Annotated in this window: 12 protein-coding genes; 6 read left to right on the top strand and 6 right to left on the bottom strand. The window is 62.7% G+C overall.

Translation table 11 applies throughout. From position 1 onward, the window contains the following. Positions 1 to 42: 42 nt before the first annotated feature. Complete coding sequence (locus JK213_RS09915; protein ID WP_194262789.1) at positions 43 to 1,191, top strand: OmpA family protein; 1,149 nt, start codon at positions 43 to 45, stop codon at positions 1,189 to 1,191. A gap of 130 nt (positions 1,192 to 1,321) precedes the next feature. On the opposite strand, the gene JK213_RS09910 is transcribed toward JK213_RS09915, so the two are convergent. After that, entirely contained in the window at positions 1,322 to 1,963 is a 642-nt protein-coding gene (locus JK213_RS09910; protein ID WP_228125546.1) for an Ig-like domain-containing protein, read from the bottom strand. A gap of 216 nt (positions 1,964 to 2,179) precedes the next feature. On the opposite strand from JK213_RS09910, the gene JK213_RS09905 reads away from it, so the two are divergent. From JK213_RS09905 to JK213_RS09885, 5 genes are all read left to right on the top strand, one after another. Further along, the gene (locus JK213_RS09905) at positions 2,180 to 2,740 is read left to right on the top strand and encodes a hypothetical protein (protein ID WP_099286058.1); all 561 of its coding nucleotides are present in this window, start codon (positions 2,180 to 2,182) and stop codon (positions 2,738 to 2,740) included. A gap of 80 nt (positions 2,741 to 2,820) precedes the next feature. Continuing rightward, positions 2,821 to 4,836 (top strand): DNA topoisomerase IV subunit B, encoded by a 2,016-nt coding sequence (gene parE / locus JK213_RS09900; protein WP_194262788.1) that lies wholly within the window; start codon positions 2,821 to 2,823, stop codon positions 4,834 to 4,836. A gap of 2 nt (positions 4,837 to 4,838) precedes the next feature. Further along, positions 4,839 to 5,729, top strand: a complete 891-nt coding sequence (locus JK213_RS09895) for a DMT family transporter (protein ID WP_194262787.1) — start codon at positions 4,839 to 4,841, stop codon at positions 5,727 to 5,729. A 105-nt stretch (positions 5,730 to 5,834) separates the two neighbouring features. Beyond that, the gene (locus JK213_RS09890; protein WP_194262786.1) at positions 5,835 to 6,272 is read left to right on the top strand and encodes a DUF2946 family protein; all 438 of its coding nucleotides are present in this window, start codon (positions 5,835 to 5,837) and stop codon (positions 6,270 to 6,272) included. Between the two features lie 114 nt (positions 6,273 to 6,386). Continuing rightward, on the top strand, positions 6,387 to 8,519 hold the full coding sequence (locus tag JK213_RS09885) for a TonB-dependent receptor (RefSeq protein WP_194262785.1): 2,133 nt from the start codon (positions 6,387 to 6,389) through the stop codon (positions 8,517 to 8,519). Between the two features lie 31 nt (positions 8,520 to 8,550). Here JK213_RS09885 and dld read toward each other — a convergent pair whose 3' ends face one another. From dld to ileS, 5 genes are all read right to left on the bottom strand, one after another. Further along, entirely contained in the window at positions 8,551 to 10,281 is a 1,731-nt protein-coding gene (dld, locus tag JK213_RS09880; RefSeq protein ID WP_194262784.1) for a D-lactate dehydrogenase, read from the bottom strand. Between the two features lie 81 nt (positions 10,282 to 10,362). Further along, on the bottom strand, positions 10,363 to 12,216 hold the full coding sequence (mutL, locus tag JK213_RS09875) for a DNA mismatch repair endonuclease MutL (protein ID WP_194262783.1): 1,854 nt from the start codon (positions 12,214 to 12,216) through the stop codon (positions 10,363 to 10,365). 87 nt (positions 12,217 to 12,303) lie between these two features. Then, complete coding sequence (locus JK213_RS09870) at positions 12,304 to 12,876, bottom strand: DUF3035 domain-containing protein (protein WP_062030712.1); 573 nt, start codon at positions 12,874 to 12,876, stop codon at positions 12,304 to 12,306. 77 nt (positions 12,877 to 12,953) lie between these two features. Further along, on the bottom strand, positions 12,954 to 13,478 hold the full coding sequence (gene lspA, locus JK213_RS09865) for a signal peptidase II (protein ID WP_194262782.1): 525 nt from the start codon (positions 13,476 to 13,478) through the stop codon (positions 12,954 to 12,956). Next, positions 13,478 to 16,336 (bottom strand): isoleucine--tRNA ligase, encoded by a 2,859-nt coding sequence (ileS, locus tag JK213_RS09860; RefSeq protein ID WP_194262781.1) that lies wholly within the window; start codon positions 16,334 to 16,336, stop codon positions 13,478 to 13,480. The genes lspA and ileS overlap by 1 nt, the downstream gene beginning before the upstream one ends. Positions 16,337 to 16,420 lie beyond the last annotated feature (84 nt).

Here is a 16,420-nt window from a genome sequence, read left to right as displayed (position 1 = left end):
ACGGTAAGGTTGGCAGATTTGGCTGGTTGGAGAAAAATGGACATGACGCACCGATCCGTTGTCAGGACCTGGCTAACCCGTGCCGGGTTCACTGCAGGCGTTTCGATGCTCGTCATGGGTGCCGCAACCGCACAGCCTGTCAAAGGACTGTATGTTGCAGGGGAAGGCGGCGCGAGCTTCAATCAGGACCAGACGGCACGCCTGTCGCCTGTCTTTCCGAGCGGGCGTGACCACTATCAGGCGGGCGTGACCGGAATCGGCAGTCTGGGCTATGGCCTTGGAAACGGATTCCGTGTCGAGGTCGAAGGCAACTACCGCAACAACCGCTTGCAGCAGTTCCGCTCCAGCACGTTCCCGTCCTCTGTCGGCGGGCGTCAGCAGGGCTATGGCGTCATGGCCAATGCTCTGTTTGACATGGATATCGGCAAGTCCTGGGTCTTCCCGTATTTCGGCGCGGGTATCGGCTATGGCTGGCAGGCGATGAACACCTATGTTCATGCTCCGAACGGCGCCTTTGACCAGCATGTCGGGGGCACGGCCGGAAACTTCGCCTATCAGGGCATTTTCGGCCTGTCTTTCCCCGTTCCGTGGGTCGTGGGTCTGTCGGCCACGGCGGAATACCGATTCTACACGCTGATGGGGCCGAACGGGCATCATGCCACGGCCACCGGCATCTATGGCGGCTGGGACAAGACGAAGGAATTCGGCGTATCCAGCGGCAACCGCGACACCCGTACAGACTTCAACCACTCGCTGATGCTGGGTCTGCGCTACGAGTTCAATCCAGCTCCGCCGCCGCCGAAGCCAGTTGAAGCGCCAATGCCGATCCCGGGCCCTGCACCGACCCGGACCTATCTGGTATTCTTCGACTGGGATTCGGCCACGCTGAGCGCACGGGCAAAAGCCGTGGTCGCGGCAGCAGCGCGCAACTCCACGTCCGTTCAGGTCACGCATATCGAGGTCAGCGGTTATACCGACAGTTCGGCAGCGCATCCGGGCCAGCGTGGCGAAGCCTACAACATGGCGCTGTCCCAGCGTCGTGCAAGTGCCGTCAAGGAAGAGCTGGTGCGGGATGGCGTAGCGGCGGGAATGATCGCGACACAGGGTTTCGGCGAGAGCCATCCGCTGGTGGTCACGGCAGCTAATACACGCGAGCCGCAGAACCGGCGCGTGGAAATCGACTTCAAGTAACACCTGCGGACAGACTCTCCTTTCCGGTCAACCGGCGGTTTCCTTTGGAGCCGCCGGTTTTTTTATGTCTGTCAGGCACAAAAAAGGGCGGAGAGAAGCCTCTCCGCCCTGTCCATGACTGGAATGGGTCTTATTTCTTGCGGTGCGTCGTGTGACGGACAGGCGCCTTCTTGGCCGTAGCCTTGGCCGGTGTGGGGGCAACGACTGCGGGCGGCTTTGCGACGACCACACCGGTTGCATCGACCGTGGCGTGAATCGTCAGATGCTCGCGCTTCTGGCCATTCCCTGGGATCAGTTCGGCCGTGAACGAATCCGTTCCGGCATAAGCCGTAGCGGGCGTGTAATCCACATAGGTCTTGCCGTCATAATTGTAGAGGAAGGCCTTGCCGTGTGACGGCGGAGGATTGACACCGAAAGAGGCATAATTGCCTCCCAGCGGCTGCTGGATGGCGATGGAGCACAGGCCGTCATCGCTGCGGACCGTCATGTCCACACTCATCGTGCCATCGGCAGCCTTCTTGACGGACGAGACGTGGCAGACGGCGGATGTCCGCTGGTAGCCGAAAGGATTCGGAGCCACGGAACGCTGAACGATCGGCTGCTGGGCACAGCCGGAGAGAAGCAGGGACACGGCCAGTGCCGAACCCAGGGTAATGGCAGAACCTCGCAGACGCACGGTCAACTCCAACGCATCGTGACAGGACAGGCCGCGTTTCCGCAGCAGACAGACGTTCGCATGTAGAGCAGGACGGCACGGGGCGAAAGGCTGCATCCGAGTGCTCCAGCCATTTTGACGGTATTTTGTGCCACAGGGCCGATAAATTGCCCCTGAAGGCCGTCACGCCCCTTTTCTGCCATGAAATCATGTTTCAGATGAAGGGCTTGCCGCACGTTCCTCAGACGCAGAATCAGCTTTCGCCGGGGGTCGACCGCGGGTAGTCTGTTCCAGTGGTTGTGGCCGGTCGATCCGGCCTTGTGGAGTCTGTCAATGCCGTCGATCTTCCGTCGTTCCGTCAAGGGCCTGCTTGCTGTGGGGCTTTCCTGCGCTACGCTTGCTGCCGTTCATCCCCTGTCCGCCCGCGCTGCGGACTGCGGCAATTCGCCCGCCCACGAGGCTTTCGATGTGGCCGGACTGAAGTCCGAACTGATGGTGACGGCGCTGTCGTGCAAGGCGCAGGACCGCTACAATGCCTTCGTCAACAAGTTCCGCCCTGCCCTGCTGAATGCAGACGAGCGCCTGAACAGCTATTTCCGCACGACCTATGGCCGTCGCGCGCAGGTCGAGCATGACGACTACATCACGCAGCTTGCCGACATCCAGTCGCTCGGTGGACTGAAATCCGGCACGGTGTTCTGCCAGCAGCGCGAAGCAATGTTCGACGAAATCAATGCTCTCGAAAGCTCTGCCGATCTGGCCCATTACGCCGAAGCCAAGGATGTGGCCCAGCCTGCTTCCTATGAGAGCTGCGAAGCCCCGGCGACCGTGGACCGCCACTCCCGCAAGGGCGTGACGAAAAAGGCCGCAACACGCCGCACAAACCGCGCCTGAGCCTCTGTTCTGAAACCGACGATCGCCCTGCCTCAAAGCGTTTGCTTGACGTTCCTTAGCGGGGCGGCGACAACGCAGACATGAGCGATCTGTTCGAGTCAGGCAAGACAGGCAAACCGAAGGCCGGAACATCCCGCAAGGGGCCGGTCGATACGGAATATGGTGCCCACGACATTGAGGTGCTGGAAGGGCTTGAACCCGTCCGGCGCCGTCCGGGCATGTATATCGGCGGAACGGATGATACCGCGTATCATCATCTCGCCTCCGAAATCCTCGACAACGCGATGGACGAAGCGGTGGCAGGTCATGCCACCACCATCGACGTGCGGCTGGAAGGCCCGCGCACGCTCATGGTGCGCGACAACGGCCGTGGCATTCCGACCGACCCTCACCCGAAATTTCCTGAAAAATCCGCGCTTGAAGTGATTTTCACCACGCTGCATGCGGGCGGAAAATTCTCGGGCAAGGCCTATGACACGTCCGGCGGCCTGCACGGCGTGGGCAGTTCGGTCGTCAATGCGCTCTCCGAGAAGCTGGAAGTCGAAGTCGCGCGAGACAGGACGCTGTACCGGCAGGACTTTGTGCGCGGTGTCTCGCTGGCGCCGTTGGCGGAAGTCGGTAACGCGCCCAACCGACGCGGCACGACGGTGCGGTTTACGCCCGATCCGGAAATCTTCGGCAACCATCATTTCTCCCCTGCCCGGCTCTACCGGATGTGCTGCTCCAAGGCGGCGCTGTTCCGGGGGGTGACGATCCAGTGGAAATGCGAAGCATCCCTCATCAAAGCGGGCGACGAGACGCCGGTTGAAGCCACCATCCAGTTCCCCAACGGATTGGAAGACGCGCTTTCAGCGGAACTCGGGCCTGACCCGGATCTGCTGACACCGCTCTGGGCGGGAGATGTGGATCTGCCGATCGCATCCGATGGGCGTACGGGCGGACGCGTGGAATGGGCCGTGGCGTTCCTTGAGAGCGGAACGGCGACCCTGTCCTCGTTCTGCAACACGATTCCCACGCCTCAGGGCGGCACGCATGAGGCTGGATTCCGCGCGGCTCTGGTCAAGGGCCTGCGCGCCTGGGGCGATCAGCGCAAGGTCAAGCGGGCCGCTGCGATTTCGGCTGAGGACGTTCTCGGCTCCGTGGCCGCCAAGCTCTCGGTCTTCATTCGCGATCCGCAATTTCAGGGCCAGACCAAGGACAAACTGACCTCTCAGGAGGCATCGCGACTGGTCGAAGGTGCGCTGCGTGACCGCGTGGATCACTGGCTGGGCGGCAATCCGCAACAGGCGGACAGCCTGCTGGCCTTTATGGTGGAACGCGCTGAAGAGCGTCTGCGCCGCCGTGAAGTCAAGGACACGGCCCGCAAGAGCGCCACGCGCAAGCTGCGCCTTCCGGGCAAGCTGACGGACTGCACGCGCGAAAATGCTGCAGAGACCGAACTGTTCCTCGTGGAGGGCGAATCGGCTGGCGGCTCCGCTCGGCAGGCGCGTGACCGCGAGACGCAGGCCGTGCTGCCGCTGCGGGGCAAGATCCTCAACGTGGCCTCCGCCACGACCGACAAACTGCGGGCCAATCAGGAACTTCGGGATCTGACAGAAGCCCTGGGCTGCGGCATTGGAGCGTCATTCGATATCAGCCGTCTGCGCTATGGGCGCGTCATCATCATGACGGATGCCGACGTGGACGGGGCGCATATCGCCTCGCTTCTGATGACGTTCTTCTATCGCGAAATGCCGGAACTGATCCGTCAGGGCCATCTGCATCTGGCGCAGCCACCGCTCTATCGCATCACGCATGGACCCAAGACGGTCTATGCCATGAACGATCAGGACCGCGTCCGACGGATCAAGACCGATTTCAAGGCCAATGCGAAGGTCGAGGTCTCCCGGTTCAAGGGGCTGGGCGAAATGCCGGTGAAGGATCTCAAGGAAACCACCATGGACCCGGCCCGGCGGACGCTTCTGCGCGTTATCACCCCGCCTGAGGACCGTCTGGTGACCAGCGAGCGTGTGGAAAGCCTGATGGGCCGCAAGCCGGAACTGCGGTTCCGTTTCATTCAGGAACATGCCCGTTCCGTTGACGAACTCGACGTCTGAGCGTGTCGTCACAGGTCAGCTCCACGGAAACGAATAGCCAGCTCAAGGCGGTCGGATGTCTGATCGGGGGAATTTCCTCCTTCCAGATCGGCGCGACGCTGGCGAAAGGACTGTTCCCACTGTTTGGCCCGACCGGCATGGTGGGGCTGCGCGTCTGTCTGGCTGCGGTCATTCTGTTGTGCATCTGGCGGCCGACGCCGGGCACGCTGACGGTCGAGCGGCTGAAGCTGCTGCTGCCCTATGGCGCGTCTGTCGCGATCATGAATTTCTGTTTTTACGTGGCTCTGGTCCGGCTGCCGCTGGGTGTGGTCGTCGCGCTTGAGTTTACCGGCCCCCTGACGCTGGCGCTGGTCGGCTCCCGCCGCTGGCTGGATCTGTGCTGGGCGGGGCTTGTGGTGGCTGGGTTGTTCCTGCTGCTGCGGCCTGAGGGGCCGACAGTGGGTCTGGCGTCGCTCAATCTGTTCGGTGTGGCAGCGGCCCTTCTGAGCGGGTGTGGATGGGTGGTCTATATCCTGACCGGCACGCGGATGGGGAAAATGTTCCCGGCGCCCGTTGCCACGACACTGGGCATGAGCACGGCGGCCATTCTGCTTCTACCCTGCCTGATCCCGACGATTCCAACAGTTCTGACCCATCCGTGGCAGGGCGGGGCGGCGCTGAGTGTAGCGGTCCTGTCTTCAGCAGTGCCGTATATTCTGGACATGATGGCGATGCGGACTCTCAGCCCGCGCGATCTGGGCATCTTGCTGAGCATGGAGCCGATGCTGGGCGCTCTGTCAGGGTTTGTGTTCCTGCACGAGGCCCTGTCCGCGATGCGCTGGATGGGGGTGCTGTGTATTGCCGCCGCCTCGGCAGGGAATGTGCTGACCGGACGGCAGAAGTCCCTGCACTGACGCAACGCGGGCCCTATAATCGGCTGAAAACAGACAGAAATATAGGGTCGGGACGTATTTCGCTCTCTTGACCGACGGGGGATGTCGGCGCCAGATGCGGGCGTCATGTCGCGCCTCTTGTCCCCTTCGAACCGACGGTCCGGTTTGCCTGCGCTCGCAGTCATCGCCGCGGTTCTTCTGGGGTTTCTGGGGCAGCTCGTTCTTCAGGGATGTTCCTATCCCGAAGAAAGTCCCCGGGCGACGATCGAGCGCCTGACGGGCATCGACATTGCACCGTCCCCCATGGTGATGACGGAGCAAATGGCGGGACCGATGCCCGGCATGACTACCGGACATCAGCATCATCACCATCACTCGCATGACGGCACCTGCCCGCTCTGTCCGCTGTTACAGCTTCTGGCGGTCATTCTGGCCAGTCTGCCTGTGCTGCCGGCCTGTGGGATCCTAGGACGCCAGATCCGCCAGACGCCCGGTGCGCCTCGTGCGCCTCCCGCGATCTGGCGACTGCTTCCCCCCTCCCGAGGACCGCCCCGCCTCGTCTGAACCCCATTGTGGTCATGGCGGAGGAAGGAACTGCCTGCGATCTGTCTTTTTCGGGACAGTCTGTGGGGCGTGATCCGCCGTGACTGGATTTCAGATCAGTCGAGGATGTGGATCATGCTCCCCCATTACAGGACCCGCACGGGCGCAGGTTATGCGCGCCCGTGTCTGACGGCCATTCTCTTTACCCTGAGTACCTTTTCAGCAGCGTCCGCACAGGATGTCCAGCCGGACTCCGTAGAGTCCGCCAAGGCGGAACAGTTGCGTGTCATCGGCGTACACCAGCCCCAGACGACCAGCGCAGATACGGCGCACCTTCTGGACCATGCGCTCGGTTACAGCACCTATTCCGCGGGCGGCGTTTCCGCCCTGCCCGTCCTGAACGGTATGGCAGACGACCGGGTGGCGACGCTCGTGGATGGGATGCGGATTGATGCTGCCTGTCCGAACCATATGAATCCCGCCATGTCCTATGTCGATCCCGACAGCGTTTCGCGGGCCGTGGCCATTGCGGGGATCACGCCCGTAAGTCTGGGCGGGGACAGCATCGGCGGGACCGTCGAGATCGAGCGCAAAGACCCGCTCTTTGCCAAAACGGGCAATATCCTCGTGACGGGGCATGTGCGGGGGGATTATCGCAGCAATGGCGGCGGTTCGGGGGCCTCGGGGTCTTTGACGGTCGCCAATGACATGTTCAGCCTGCGCTATACCGCGTCCTATTCCCATGCCAGCGACTATCAGGCAGGCGGGAGCGGGCAGCGCGTGCGGTCCACCGAGTATCTGAGCTTCAACCATGCCGTGACGCTGGGCGTGAAAAAGGCCAACCATCTTCTGGCCCTGACCTTCGGTCAGCAGGACATCCCCTATGAGGGTTTTCCCAACCAGTACATGGACATGACCAACAACCGCTCCACCTTCGTGAACGGCAAGTACAAGGGCGACTTCAACTGGGGCACACTCGATGTGCGCGGCTCCTGGCAGCGGGTGACGCATGTCATGGACATGCTTTCGGACAAGGGCGGTCACAGTGCGACCACGGGTATGCCGATGAATACAGATGCGCGGACGGCGACCTATGCGATCAAGGCGACCATTCCGCTCGGGCTGAAGCACACGCTCAAGCTGGGCAGCTCCTTCGACCATAACGGACTGAACGACTGGTGGCCGCCACTTCAGGGCAGCATGATGATGGGGCCGGGCACCTATCACAACATCAATAACGGCCATCGGGATCGGCTGGGTCATTTCGCGGAATGGGACGCGCAGTGGCTGCCCCGTTTTTCCACACAGCTCGGATTTCGCAACGATCTGGTGATGATGAATACGGGCAAGGTCGCGCCCTATTCCTGGACCGGGATGATGTCCATGGCCGATGCGATGGCGGCGGAGCGGTTCAACCAGGCGTCACGCGGGCGCACGGACGTCAATTTCGACGTGACCGCAACAGGACGCTGGAAGCCGCTGGACAGCCTGTCCATCGAAGGCGGCTATGCCCGCAAGACGCGCTCGCCAAACCTCTATGAACGTTATGCCTGGGGCATGGGGAGCATGGCGACGCGGATGATCGGCTGGTTTGGCGATGGCAACGGTTATGTGGGAAACCTGAACCTGTCTCCCGAGGTCGCCAATACGGCCAGCGTGACGGTGGACTGGCATGACCCGAACCCGACCCAGCGCTGGGACCTGAAGATCCAGCCGTTTTATACCTACACGCACAACTACATTAACGTCCGGCGTCTGAGCAGCTTCTCCAACGGACTGTCGATGCTGGGTTTCGTCAATCACAACGCCCAGAGCTATGGCATCAACGCCTCAGGCTCAGTGCGTCTGTGGGACAGGACGGCTTATGGACGGGGCGAGCTGGTCGGGAACATCAACTGGGTGCGCGGTGTGGATCTGGTCACGCATTCGGGCCTGTATCACCAGATGCCGGCGAACGGCCTGATCGGGCTGCACGAGACCTATGAGAACTGGACAGGCCGCGTCGAGGTGACGCTCGTGAAATCCAAGGACACCGTGGACTGGCTGCGCAATGAGCCGCGTACGCCCGGCTATGCGCTTCTGGGGCTTGGGGGAAGCTATCGCTGGCGGTATTTCACGCTCAATGCCGAACTCGCGAACGTGCTGAATCAGCGATATTATCTGCCGCTGGGCGGCCTCTCGCTGGGGGATTACGACGCTACGGGTATGCTAGGGGCGTTGCCGGGAATGGGGCGGTCTTTCAACATGAACCTGACCGCCGCATTCTAACAAGGGTCGGGCCGCAACAGAACCGAGAGCGTCAGACGCTCTCGGCAACCCAGTTCCGGGTCTTTGTCGCAAGGCCAATGCCCGGATTGAAGCAGTTGCACGGATCGAGGCTGCGGTAATGGGCGACCATCTCGTCCGGCGCCTTGTAAAGATGTCCGACATTGTGTTCCGCCGGATAGCGCGCGCCACGGGCGTCCAGTCCGGGGAGCATGTCGTGCTCCACCTGCATGGCGTTGTAGCCCTTTTTGATCACGTAATCCTGGTGCATCACATGGCAGAAGAAGTGGCCGTAATAGAGTTTGACGATAATCTTGTCTTCGATCTCCTTCGGCAGAACCTCGAACCACTCACGATCATTACGGCGCAGGGCGACGTCGAGCGCCACGATGTCTTCGGCGGTTTTCGTATGGATTGCGCGGTAACGCACGGCAGCACCGGCCGCGGCAAAGCGGTGCAGGAAGGCGAGCTTGCCCTCTTCGGGCGTACATTCGAAGAAAGCCCCGCCCGTGCTTGAGGCCCACTGTTCCAGATAGGTCCGAACAGGCGCGGTCATGGGGGCCGAGACCTTGAGCATCAGGTGATGCTCGAAACGGTCGCGGTAGTCGCTCATGCGCTTGGGGAGCTGCTTCGGCAGAAAGCGGCTGAGGAACTGCATCGCCAGATCGCTGAAATGATCGGACAGGAACGGCACTTTCTGAGCGAAAACGTCGAAACGGGACTTCATGGAAAAGAATTTCGGCAGGTATTTCGTGCCGAAATAGCGGATGACCGCAAACGTGTCCTTGCCGTATTTCTCGGCAATATCGAACGCATCGCGATGCAGATACTCACCGGCGATCGGCAGTTCATCAAAATGGGTCAGGGCGTGACGGCGGAGGTCTTCAAGATCGGACGTGCTGTTCGTCCCGATATAGAACACAGCCGGATTTTTGTTCGCCTCGAACGTATCCAGACGCACCGCGAACACGACCAGCTTGCCCGCACATCCCGCAGCTTCATACCAGCGGTTGGGATCGGCATTGAACCGAGCGGGCGTATCGGCATCCACGTCCCGGACATGGGTGGCGTAATTTTCGTCGTGACCGCGTCCGGCGTTCCAGTCGATGGCGGTTTCGGGAAGCTGCCCCGCCTGCACGGCGGCGAGGATCTGTTCCGGATTGCCGTCCAGACGGATGCCGAGATGGTTGACGAGATGCAGTTTGCCGTCCGCGCCCATCTGGCCGAACAGCGCCATTTCCGTGAAGGCGGGGCCGCGCTGGACCAGCGCGCCGCCGGAATTGTTGCTGACACCGCCCAGAACCGAGGCACCGATACAGGACGAGCCGATTACGGAATGCGGTTCGCGGCCAATGGCAGCAAGTTTATCTTCCAGATCATGCAGGGTGGAGCCGGGCAGACACACGACCTGCCGCCCCTCGCCGATCAGGTGGATGCCGTCCAGACGGTTCGTGTTGATGATGACAACACCACGGTCGTAGTCGTTGCCGTCAGGGGTGGAACCACCGGTCAGGCCCGTATTAGCGGCCTGCATGATGATGATCCGGCCGGACTCGGCACAGAGCTTCGCGGCACGCCACAGTTCAACAAGGCTGCCCGGCTGAAGCACCGCCACTACGTCTCCCATGCCGAAACGGAACCCCTTGCGGAAGCGATAAGTCGCCGAAGGGGTCGTCAGGACATGTCGCGCTCCGAGAATGGCGCGGAGGGAGTGGATGAGCGAGGCATCAGTTGCCTCGGAACTGCCTTGTACTGACGCTGACATTCTCTTGTCTTTCCTGCCGGCAACGTGATCGCCGCTGGTCCTAACATGGGGCTGCAAGAAACCACTCTTCAACCCTGCGTGTTATTTTACGCGTCCAAAGAGACGTTCAAGTTCCCGTCGTGTCAATCGAAGCCATGTCGGCCGTCCATGCGAACAGGTATTGGCACGCGGTGTCCGTTCCATCTCCCGCAGCAGGGCATCCATTTCTTCGGGCTTGAGCCGACGACCTGCACGAATACTGCCATGACAGGCCATCCGAGCGAGAATGGCGTCCAGATGATGGGCAAAACTTCCCGTACTGGCGGCATCCAGATCCGGATCGCCGGCCAGTTCGTCGGCAACGTCTTTCAGGAGGCCCTGAATGTCCTTCGCGCCCAGAAGCGCAGGGACCGAGCGCAGTATAACACTGCCGGGACCGAAGGATTCGAGGTCGATCCCGAGTTTGGCGAGATCCTCCGCCCGCGCCATGAGGGCCTCGGCCTCACGGCGGGGCAGGTCCACCACTTCGGGCAGGAGCAGGGCTTGGGCGCGCAAGGTGCCGCCGCTCGCATATTGTTCGCGCAGGCGCTCATGGGTCAGGCGCTCATGAGCCGCATGCTGGTCCACGAGGATCAGATCGCCATCGGGTGCGAGCGCGAGAATGTAGGTGTCAAAAACCTGCGCGATGGACGCGCCGAGCGGAAATGCCGGATCGAGCGCCTCGGGCTGCTGCGGAGCGCGGGCGACAGGAGCGAAAGCCGGGTCCGTTTCTGCGAACCCCTGACGGGAGGCGGCTTGCGGGGTTTGGGGCGCTGAGGCCGTGGGCAGAATGGTCTGTAACGGGAGCGACGTCACCGCCTCACGGGGTTCCGGCGGGCGGGGCGGATAGACGATGGAAGGCCGCGGGGCGAAACTCGCATGAATGCCGCCTCCGCCCTTCGAGCCATGCCCGAGCGCCCTGCCCAGACCGCCGATCACGAGAGAGCGGATTTCGGCTTCGTCGGCGAAACGCAGTTCCGTCTTGGCGGGATGGACGTTCACATCCAGCCGTTCCAGCGGTACTTTCAGATGCAGCGCCATGACCGGGAAGCGCCCGCGCTCGATGACGGGACGATAGGCCACGCGAATGGCGGTCCGGAGCATGGGGTCCGTCACCGGGCGGTTGTTGACCAGAATGAACTGACCCGATCCGGTGGCGCGAGTGCGGGCCGGACCACAGGCGAACCCCGACAGACGCACGGCCCCGCGCTGCTCGTCGAGCGGGATCAGCGTATCGGGCGTGGTCTCAAGGATGGACGCCGCACGACTGATCGGGCTCTGTTCGGGCAGGTCGAACAGGACCTTGTCGTCCAGCAGGACACGCATGGCGCAATGGGGCGCGGACAGGGCCAGCCGCCGCATGACGGACTCGGCATGCCCGCTCTCAACACGCGCGCTCTTAAGAAACTTGCGTCGCGCCGGGGTGGCGAAGAACAGGTCCGTTACGACAATGCGCGTGCCGACCGGGCCGGAGGCGGGCTGTGGCGGGGTGATGACACCGCCATCAACGCGGATGCACCAGGCGGTGTCAGACTCTGGCGTACGGGACGTGATGGAGAGGCGCGCGCTGGCGCCGATGGAGGGCAGCGCCTCCCCCCGGAACCCGAGCGTGCGGATCTGGACGAGATGGTCGTCCTGAAGTTTGGACGTGCAATGCCGCTCGACAGCCAGTTCCAGTTCGACCGGGCTCATGCCGCAGCCATTATCCGTAACGTCAATCCGGTCCGTCCCGCCTGCACGCAGCGCGACCACAATGCGGGTTGCGCCGGAATCAATGGCGTTTTCGACCAGTTCCTTCAGCGCAGCGGCAGGACGTTCAATGACCTCGCCCGCCGCGATCAGGTCGATGACGTGGCCGGACAGACGACGGATTGTGGGACGGCTTGGGGGGTGGGGAAAGGACGGGGCCTCGGTCACGATGCCTCCTCATCGTCCGGGCAGGAGCCGGACGGCAGACAGGGCCGTTCCTTCTGCTCCGTCAGGGAGCGGAAGGAACGGGCATACTCAGAGAACGCCGAGAAAGGCTTTCTTCTTACGGACCGTCGGGGTGGCGCCCGTTGCGGGGTTGCGGCCCAGAGCCGAATTCTCGCGAATGCGACGGTTTTCGCCGTCACCATCGACGACGGATCCGGCATTGCCGCCTTTCCAGAACATCAGGTTGTCCACAAAACCCGCATCGGCCGCGCCGAGTTCGGCGTTGTTCGGCGCATTGGCGGACTTGTCCACCTGTCCGACCAGTGCGGTCTGCCCCGTGCTGCCTTTACCGGAGTCCGGATGCAGGGCCGTGTCCGGCGAGAGCGTTTCGAGCGCCTGCATCCGCGGGCTTTCATCCGGGCGATGGGCATCCGCCGCGCCGGGGAGCTGCATTTGCTCGGAAGGCGGCATGGAGAGCGGGGCGCGGGTTGTGACGGTGTACTCATCGGGCATGGCCCGTTCGAGACCGATCGCGCGGGAGACATCGGCGCCCGAGCAGCCCGAAAGCAGCAGGCCGACGGAAGCCATGGCACCCATCTGGACACTGAGACGGGCAACGAAAAGACGGTTACGACGCATGGAGGGCCCCTGGGACGCGATCATGATTGGAACACTCCTACAGTCCGCGCGGCGCGGGAGCAAGGCCGGAGCGGAGCGTGGAAACAAGTTCCGCCAGCGTATCACTTCGCGTTCGACGCTCTGGCGGCCTGACGTTCGGCAAGAAGGGAGTCGATCAGCCAGACAATGACGCCACAGACGATCCCGGAATCCGCAACGTTGAAGACATACCATGACCAGCCGAACGCATGGGCGTGCAGGAAATCCACGACCGCGCCATAGCGCAGGCGGTCGATGACATTGCCGATGGCGCCCCCGGCGATCGCCCCACAGGACGCCGCAACCAGCGTGCGCTTCGTCCGCGTCAGGGTCCAGACCAGAAGCCCCACCGCAATCAGCGAGACCGCGCAGAAAATCCACGGCCCACGGCTGCCGAGGCCGCCGAACATGCCGAAGGTCACGGCGTGGTTCCAGACCATCGTGAAGTTCAGGAACGGCAGGATCTCGACCGAACCACGATCCGGCAGGTGATAGGTGTACAGAATCCAGTCCTTGCTGGCCTGATCCAGAACGAGAACCAGAACCAGCAGGGCGAAGCCCAGAACCATACGCCCTGTACGGCTCATGCCGTCATGCCACAGGGACATCAGGCGCTCACCACATCGATGCAACGGCGGCACAGGGCAGGATGTTCGGCGTCTTCACCAACTTCGGGCAGGACTTTCCAGCAGCGGGCGCATTTATGGCCCGGCGCACGCTCGACCTGCGGGCCGCCATGGGCCGTGTCGCCCGGCAGCAGCTCGGTTTCGGCATGGGACGTGATGAGAAGTTCGGCCCAGTCGAGACCGCCCAGAATTCCGGCTTCTTCCTGCGACAGCGGCAGCGTGACGCTGGCTTCGAGCGAGGAGCCGATCGTGCCGTCACGGCGGGCCGTTTCCAGCTCGGTCGTGACGAGGCGGCGATAGGCGCGGATGTCTTCCCAGCGGTTGCCGAGTTCGGGGTCGTTCCATTCGACGTCCGGTTCGAAGAACTGCGCAAGATGCACGCTGTCGTTCTCGCCGAAACGGGCCTGCCAGGCTTCTTCCGCCGTGAAGACGAGAACAGGGGCCAGCCAAGTGCAGAGCGCGCGGTGCAGGACGTCCAGAACCGTGCGGGCCGCGCGGCGCGTCGGATCGGATTTAGCGTCGCAGTAGATCGCGTCCTTGCGGATGTCGAAATAGAACGCCGAAAGATCGGTAGTGCAGAACCCGTGCAGAGCCGGATAGACGCCCACCCACTGATGCGTCTCGACCGCGCTGGAGATCAGGCCGCGCAGTTCGGACAGGCGGTGCAGGATATACTGCTCCAGCGGCGGCAGATCGGCGTAAGGAACAGCCTCTTCGGCCGTGAAGCCATCGAGCGCGCCGAGGAGCCAGCGCAGGGTGTTGCGCAGGCGGCGGTAAAGTTCGCCCTGCTGCTTGAGGATTTCCTGCCCGATGCGAAGGTCTTCGTTCGTGTCGGAGTTCAGGACCCACAGACGCAGGATGTCCGCGCCGAGGCTGTCGGTCACGTCAGACGGGGCCACGACATTGCCCAGAGACTTGGACATCTTGCGGCCCTGCTCGTCCATGACGAAGCCGTTGGTCACGAGGGCCTTGTAGGGCGCGACACCCATTGTGCCGACGCTTTCCAGCAGGGAGGACTGGAACCAGCCGCGATGCTGGTCCGAGCCTTCGAGATAGACATCGGCGGGGAAGTTCAGCCCCTCCTGCCCCAGATCGAAGCGATGGGACGAGCCGCTTTCGAACCAGACATCCACGATGTCGAAGACCTGTTCATAATCGGCTGGATTGCGGTCAGCGCCAAGGAACACGGCCGGGTCGGCTTCATACCAGACATCGGCCCCCTTCTCGCGGAAGGTGTTGACGATGCGCTGCATGACGGCGGCATCGCGCAGGACCTCGCCGGTGCGTTTCTCGACGAAGACCGCGATCGGCACGCCCCAGGCGCGCTGGCGGGAGATGCACCAGTCCGGACGCTGTTCGATCATCGACGTGAGACGGCGGCGGGCCGCTTCGGGGACGAAGGTGACGTTGTCCAGCGCGCTCAGGGATTTTTCGCGCAGCTTCGTCTCGCCATCCATCGCGATGAACCATTGCGGCGTGGCGCGAAAAATGATCGGGGCTCTGGAGCGCCAGGAATGCGGATAGGAATGGCGGACCGAGCCGCGGGCCATGAGGCCGGTGGCGGCCGCATCGTCATGTTCGGCGGACTGGCGGGCTTCCGTCAGCAGGTCGCAAACCGGATCGGCAGCCTTGAAAACATGGATGCCGGCCAGATGCGGAACCCACGGCGCGTAACGCCCGTCGTCTTCCACCAGTTCGGGGACTTCGATGCCGTACTGGCGGCAGAGTGCAAAGTCGTCCTGACCATGCGACGGCGCCATGTGGACGAGGCCCGTACCAGCATCGGTCGTGACGAACTCGCCCGGTAGCATCGGCACGTCATATTCATACCCACGGCCACGCAGCGGATGGGCACAGACCGCGCCTTCGAGGGCCGTGCCCGGAAGGGTGTAGAGCGTGTGATGGGCGGTGATGCCCGCTTCCGTGCAGAAGGCTTCCACGCGGTCTTCGGCCACCAGCAGCTTCGCGCCCTGTGGGACGATGCTGTTTTCGTTCGTCTCGTCGATGCGCAGGACGACATAGGTGATGTCCGGGCCATAGGCGAGCGCGCGGTTGGCCGGGATGGTCCAGGGCGTGGTCGTCCAGATGACAGCGGACACGCCTGCGAGAGCATGGGCGGGGGTCGGGTCTTTGATGACCGGGAAGGCCACGAAGATCGTGGTGGAGTCGATGTCGTGATATTCAATCTCGGCTTCGGCCAGGGCGGTCTTCTCGACCGGGCTCCACATGACGGGGCGTAGGCCGCGATAGAGGCTGCCGTTAAGCAGGAACTTGCCGATTTCATCGACGATCTTGGCTTCGGAGGTGAAGTCCATCGTCACATAGCGGTTGGCCCATTCGGCCTGTACGCCGATGCGCTTGAAGTCTTCGGCCTGTTTCTGGACCCATTCGGCGGCGTACTGGCGGCACTCGGCACGGAACTGGAGCAGCGGCACCTGATCCTTGTCCTTGCCCGCCTTGCGGTACTGTTCTTCGATCCGCCATTCGATCGGCAGGCCGTGACAGTCCCAGCCCGGAAGATAGCGGACCTCGTAGCCCGCCATACGATGGGCGCGGTTGACCACGTCCTTCATCACCTTGTTCAGGGCGTGTCCGATGTGAATATGACCGTTGGCGTAGGGCGGGCCGTCGTGAAGCGTGAAGACGGGACGTCCCTTCCCGGCTTCGCGGATCCTGTCGTCCAGACCCATCGCGGCCCAGCGGGCGAGCGTTTCGGGCTCGCGCTTGGGCAGGCCGCCGCGCATCGGAAAACCGGTGCGGGGAAGGAACACAGTGTCGCGGTAGCGGTCCTGCTGTTCCTTGAATGCGGCGACGGAAGGATCGGGAGTCTTATCGGACATGGGGGACGGGCCAGTTTCGGTCATTCACACTAAGGGGGACCATATGGAGATCGAGAGCCAATCCGGTCAAGTCCAGGGTTGAGG

Origin of the sequence: Gluconobacter sp. Dm-44, from assembly GCF_018256175.1 — a bacterium.
In the GTDB taxonomy this organism is placed as follows: Bacteria; Pseudomonadota; Alphaproteobacteria; order Acetobacterales; family Acetobacteraceae; genus Gluconobacter; species Gluconobacter cadivus.
The sequence above is the reverse complement of the archived record's forward strand: the minus strand, read 5'-3'. Positions and strand labels throughout refer to the sequence as shown.

What these genes read in the sequence shown, in the direction of transcription:
- ileS (WP_194262781.1), bottom strand. Translation starts at nt 16,336, where the DNA reads ATGTCCGATAAGACTCCCGATCCTTCCGTCGCCGCATTCAAGGAACAG.
- dld (WP_194262784.1), bottom strand. Translation starts at nt 10,281, where the DNA reads ATGTCAGCGTCAGTACAAGGCAGTTCCGAGGCAACTGATGCCTCGCTC.
- parE (WP_194262788.1), top strand. Translation starts at nt 2,821, where the DNA reads ATGAGCGATCTGTTCGAGTCAGGCAAGACAGGCAAACCGAAGGCCGGA.
- JK213_RS09910 (WP_228125546.1), bottom strand. Translation starts at nt 1,963, where the DNA reads ATGCAGCCTTTCGCCCCGTGCCGTCCTGCTCTACATGCGAACGTCTGT.
- JK213_RS09870 (WP_062030712.1), bottom strand. Translation starts at nt 12,876, where the DNA reads ATGATCGCGTCCCAGGGGCCCTCCATGCGTCGTAACCGTCTTTTCGTT.
- JK213_RS09890 (WP_194262786.1), top strand. Translation starts at nt 5,835, where the DNA reads ATGTCGCGCCTCTTGTCCCCTTCGAACCGACGGTCCGGTTTGCCTGCG.
- JK213_RS09885 (WP_194262785.1), top strand. Translation starts at nt 6,387, where the DNA reads ATGCTCCCCCATTACAGGACCCGCACGGGCGCAGGTTATGCGCGCCCG.
- JK213_RS09915 (WP_194262789.1), top strand. Translation starts at nt 43, where the DNA reads ATGACGCACCGATCCGTTGTCAGGACCTGGCTAACCCGTGCCGGGTTC.
- JK213_RS09905 (WP_099286058.1), top strand. Translation starts at nt 2,180, where the DNA reads ATGCCGTCGATCTTCCGTCGTTCCGTCAAGGGCCTGCTTGCTGTGGGG.
- lspA (WP_194262782.1), bottom strand. Translation starts at nt 13,478, where the DNA reads ATGTCCCTGTGGCATGACGGCATGAGCCGTACAGGGCGTATGGTTCTG.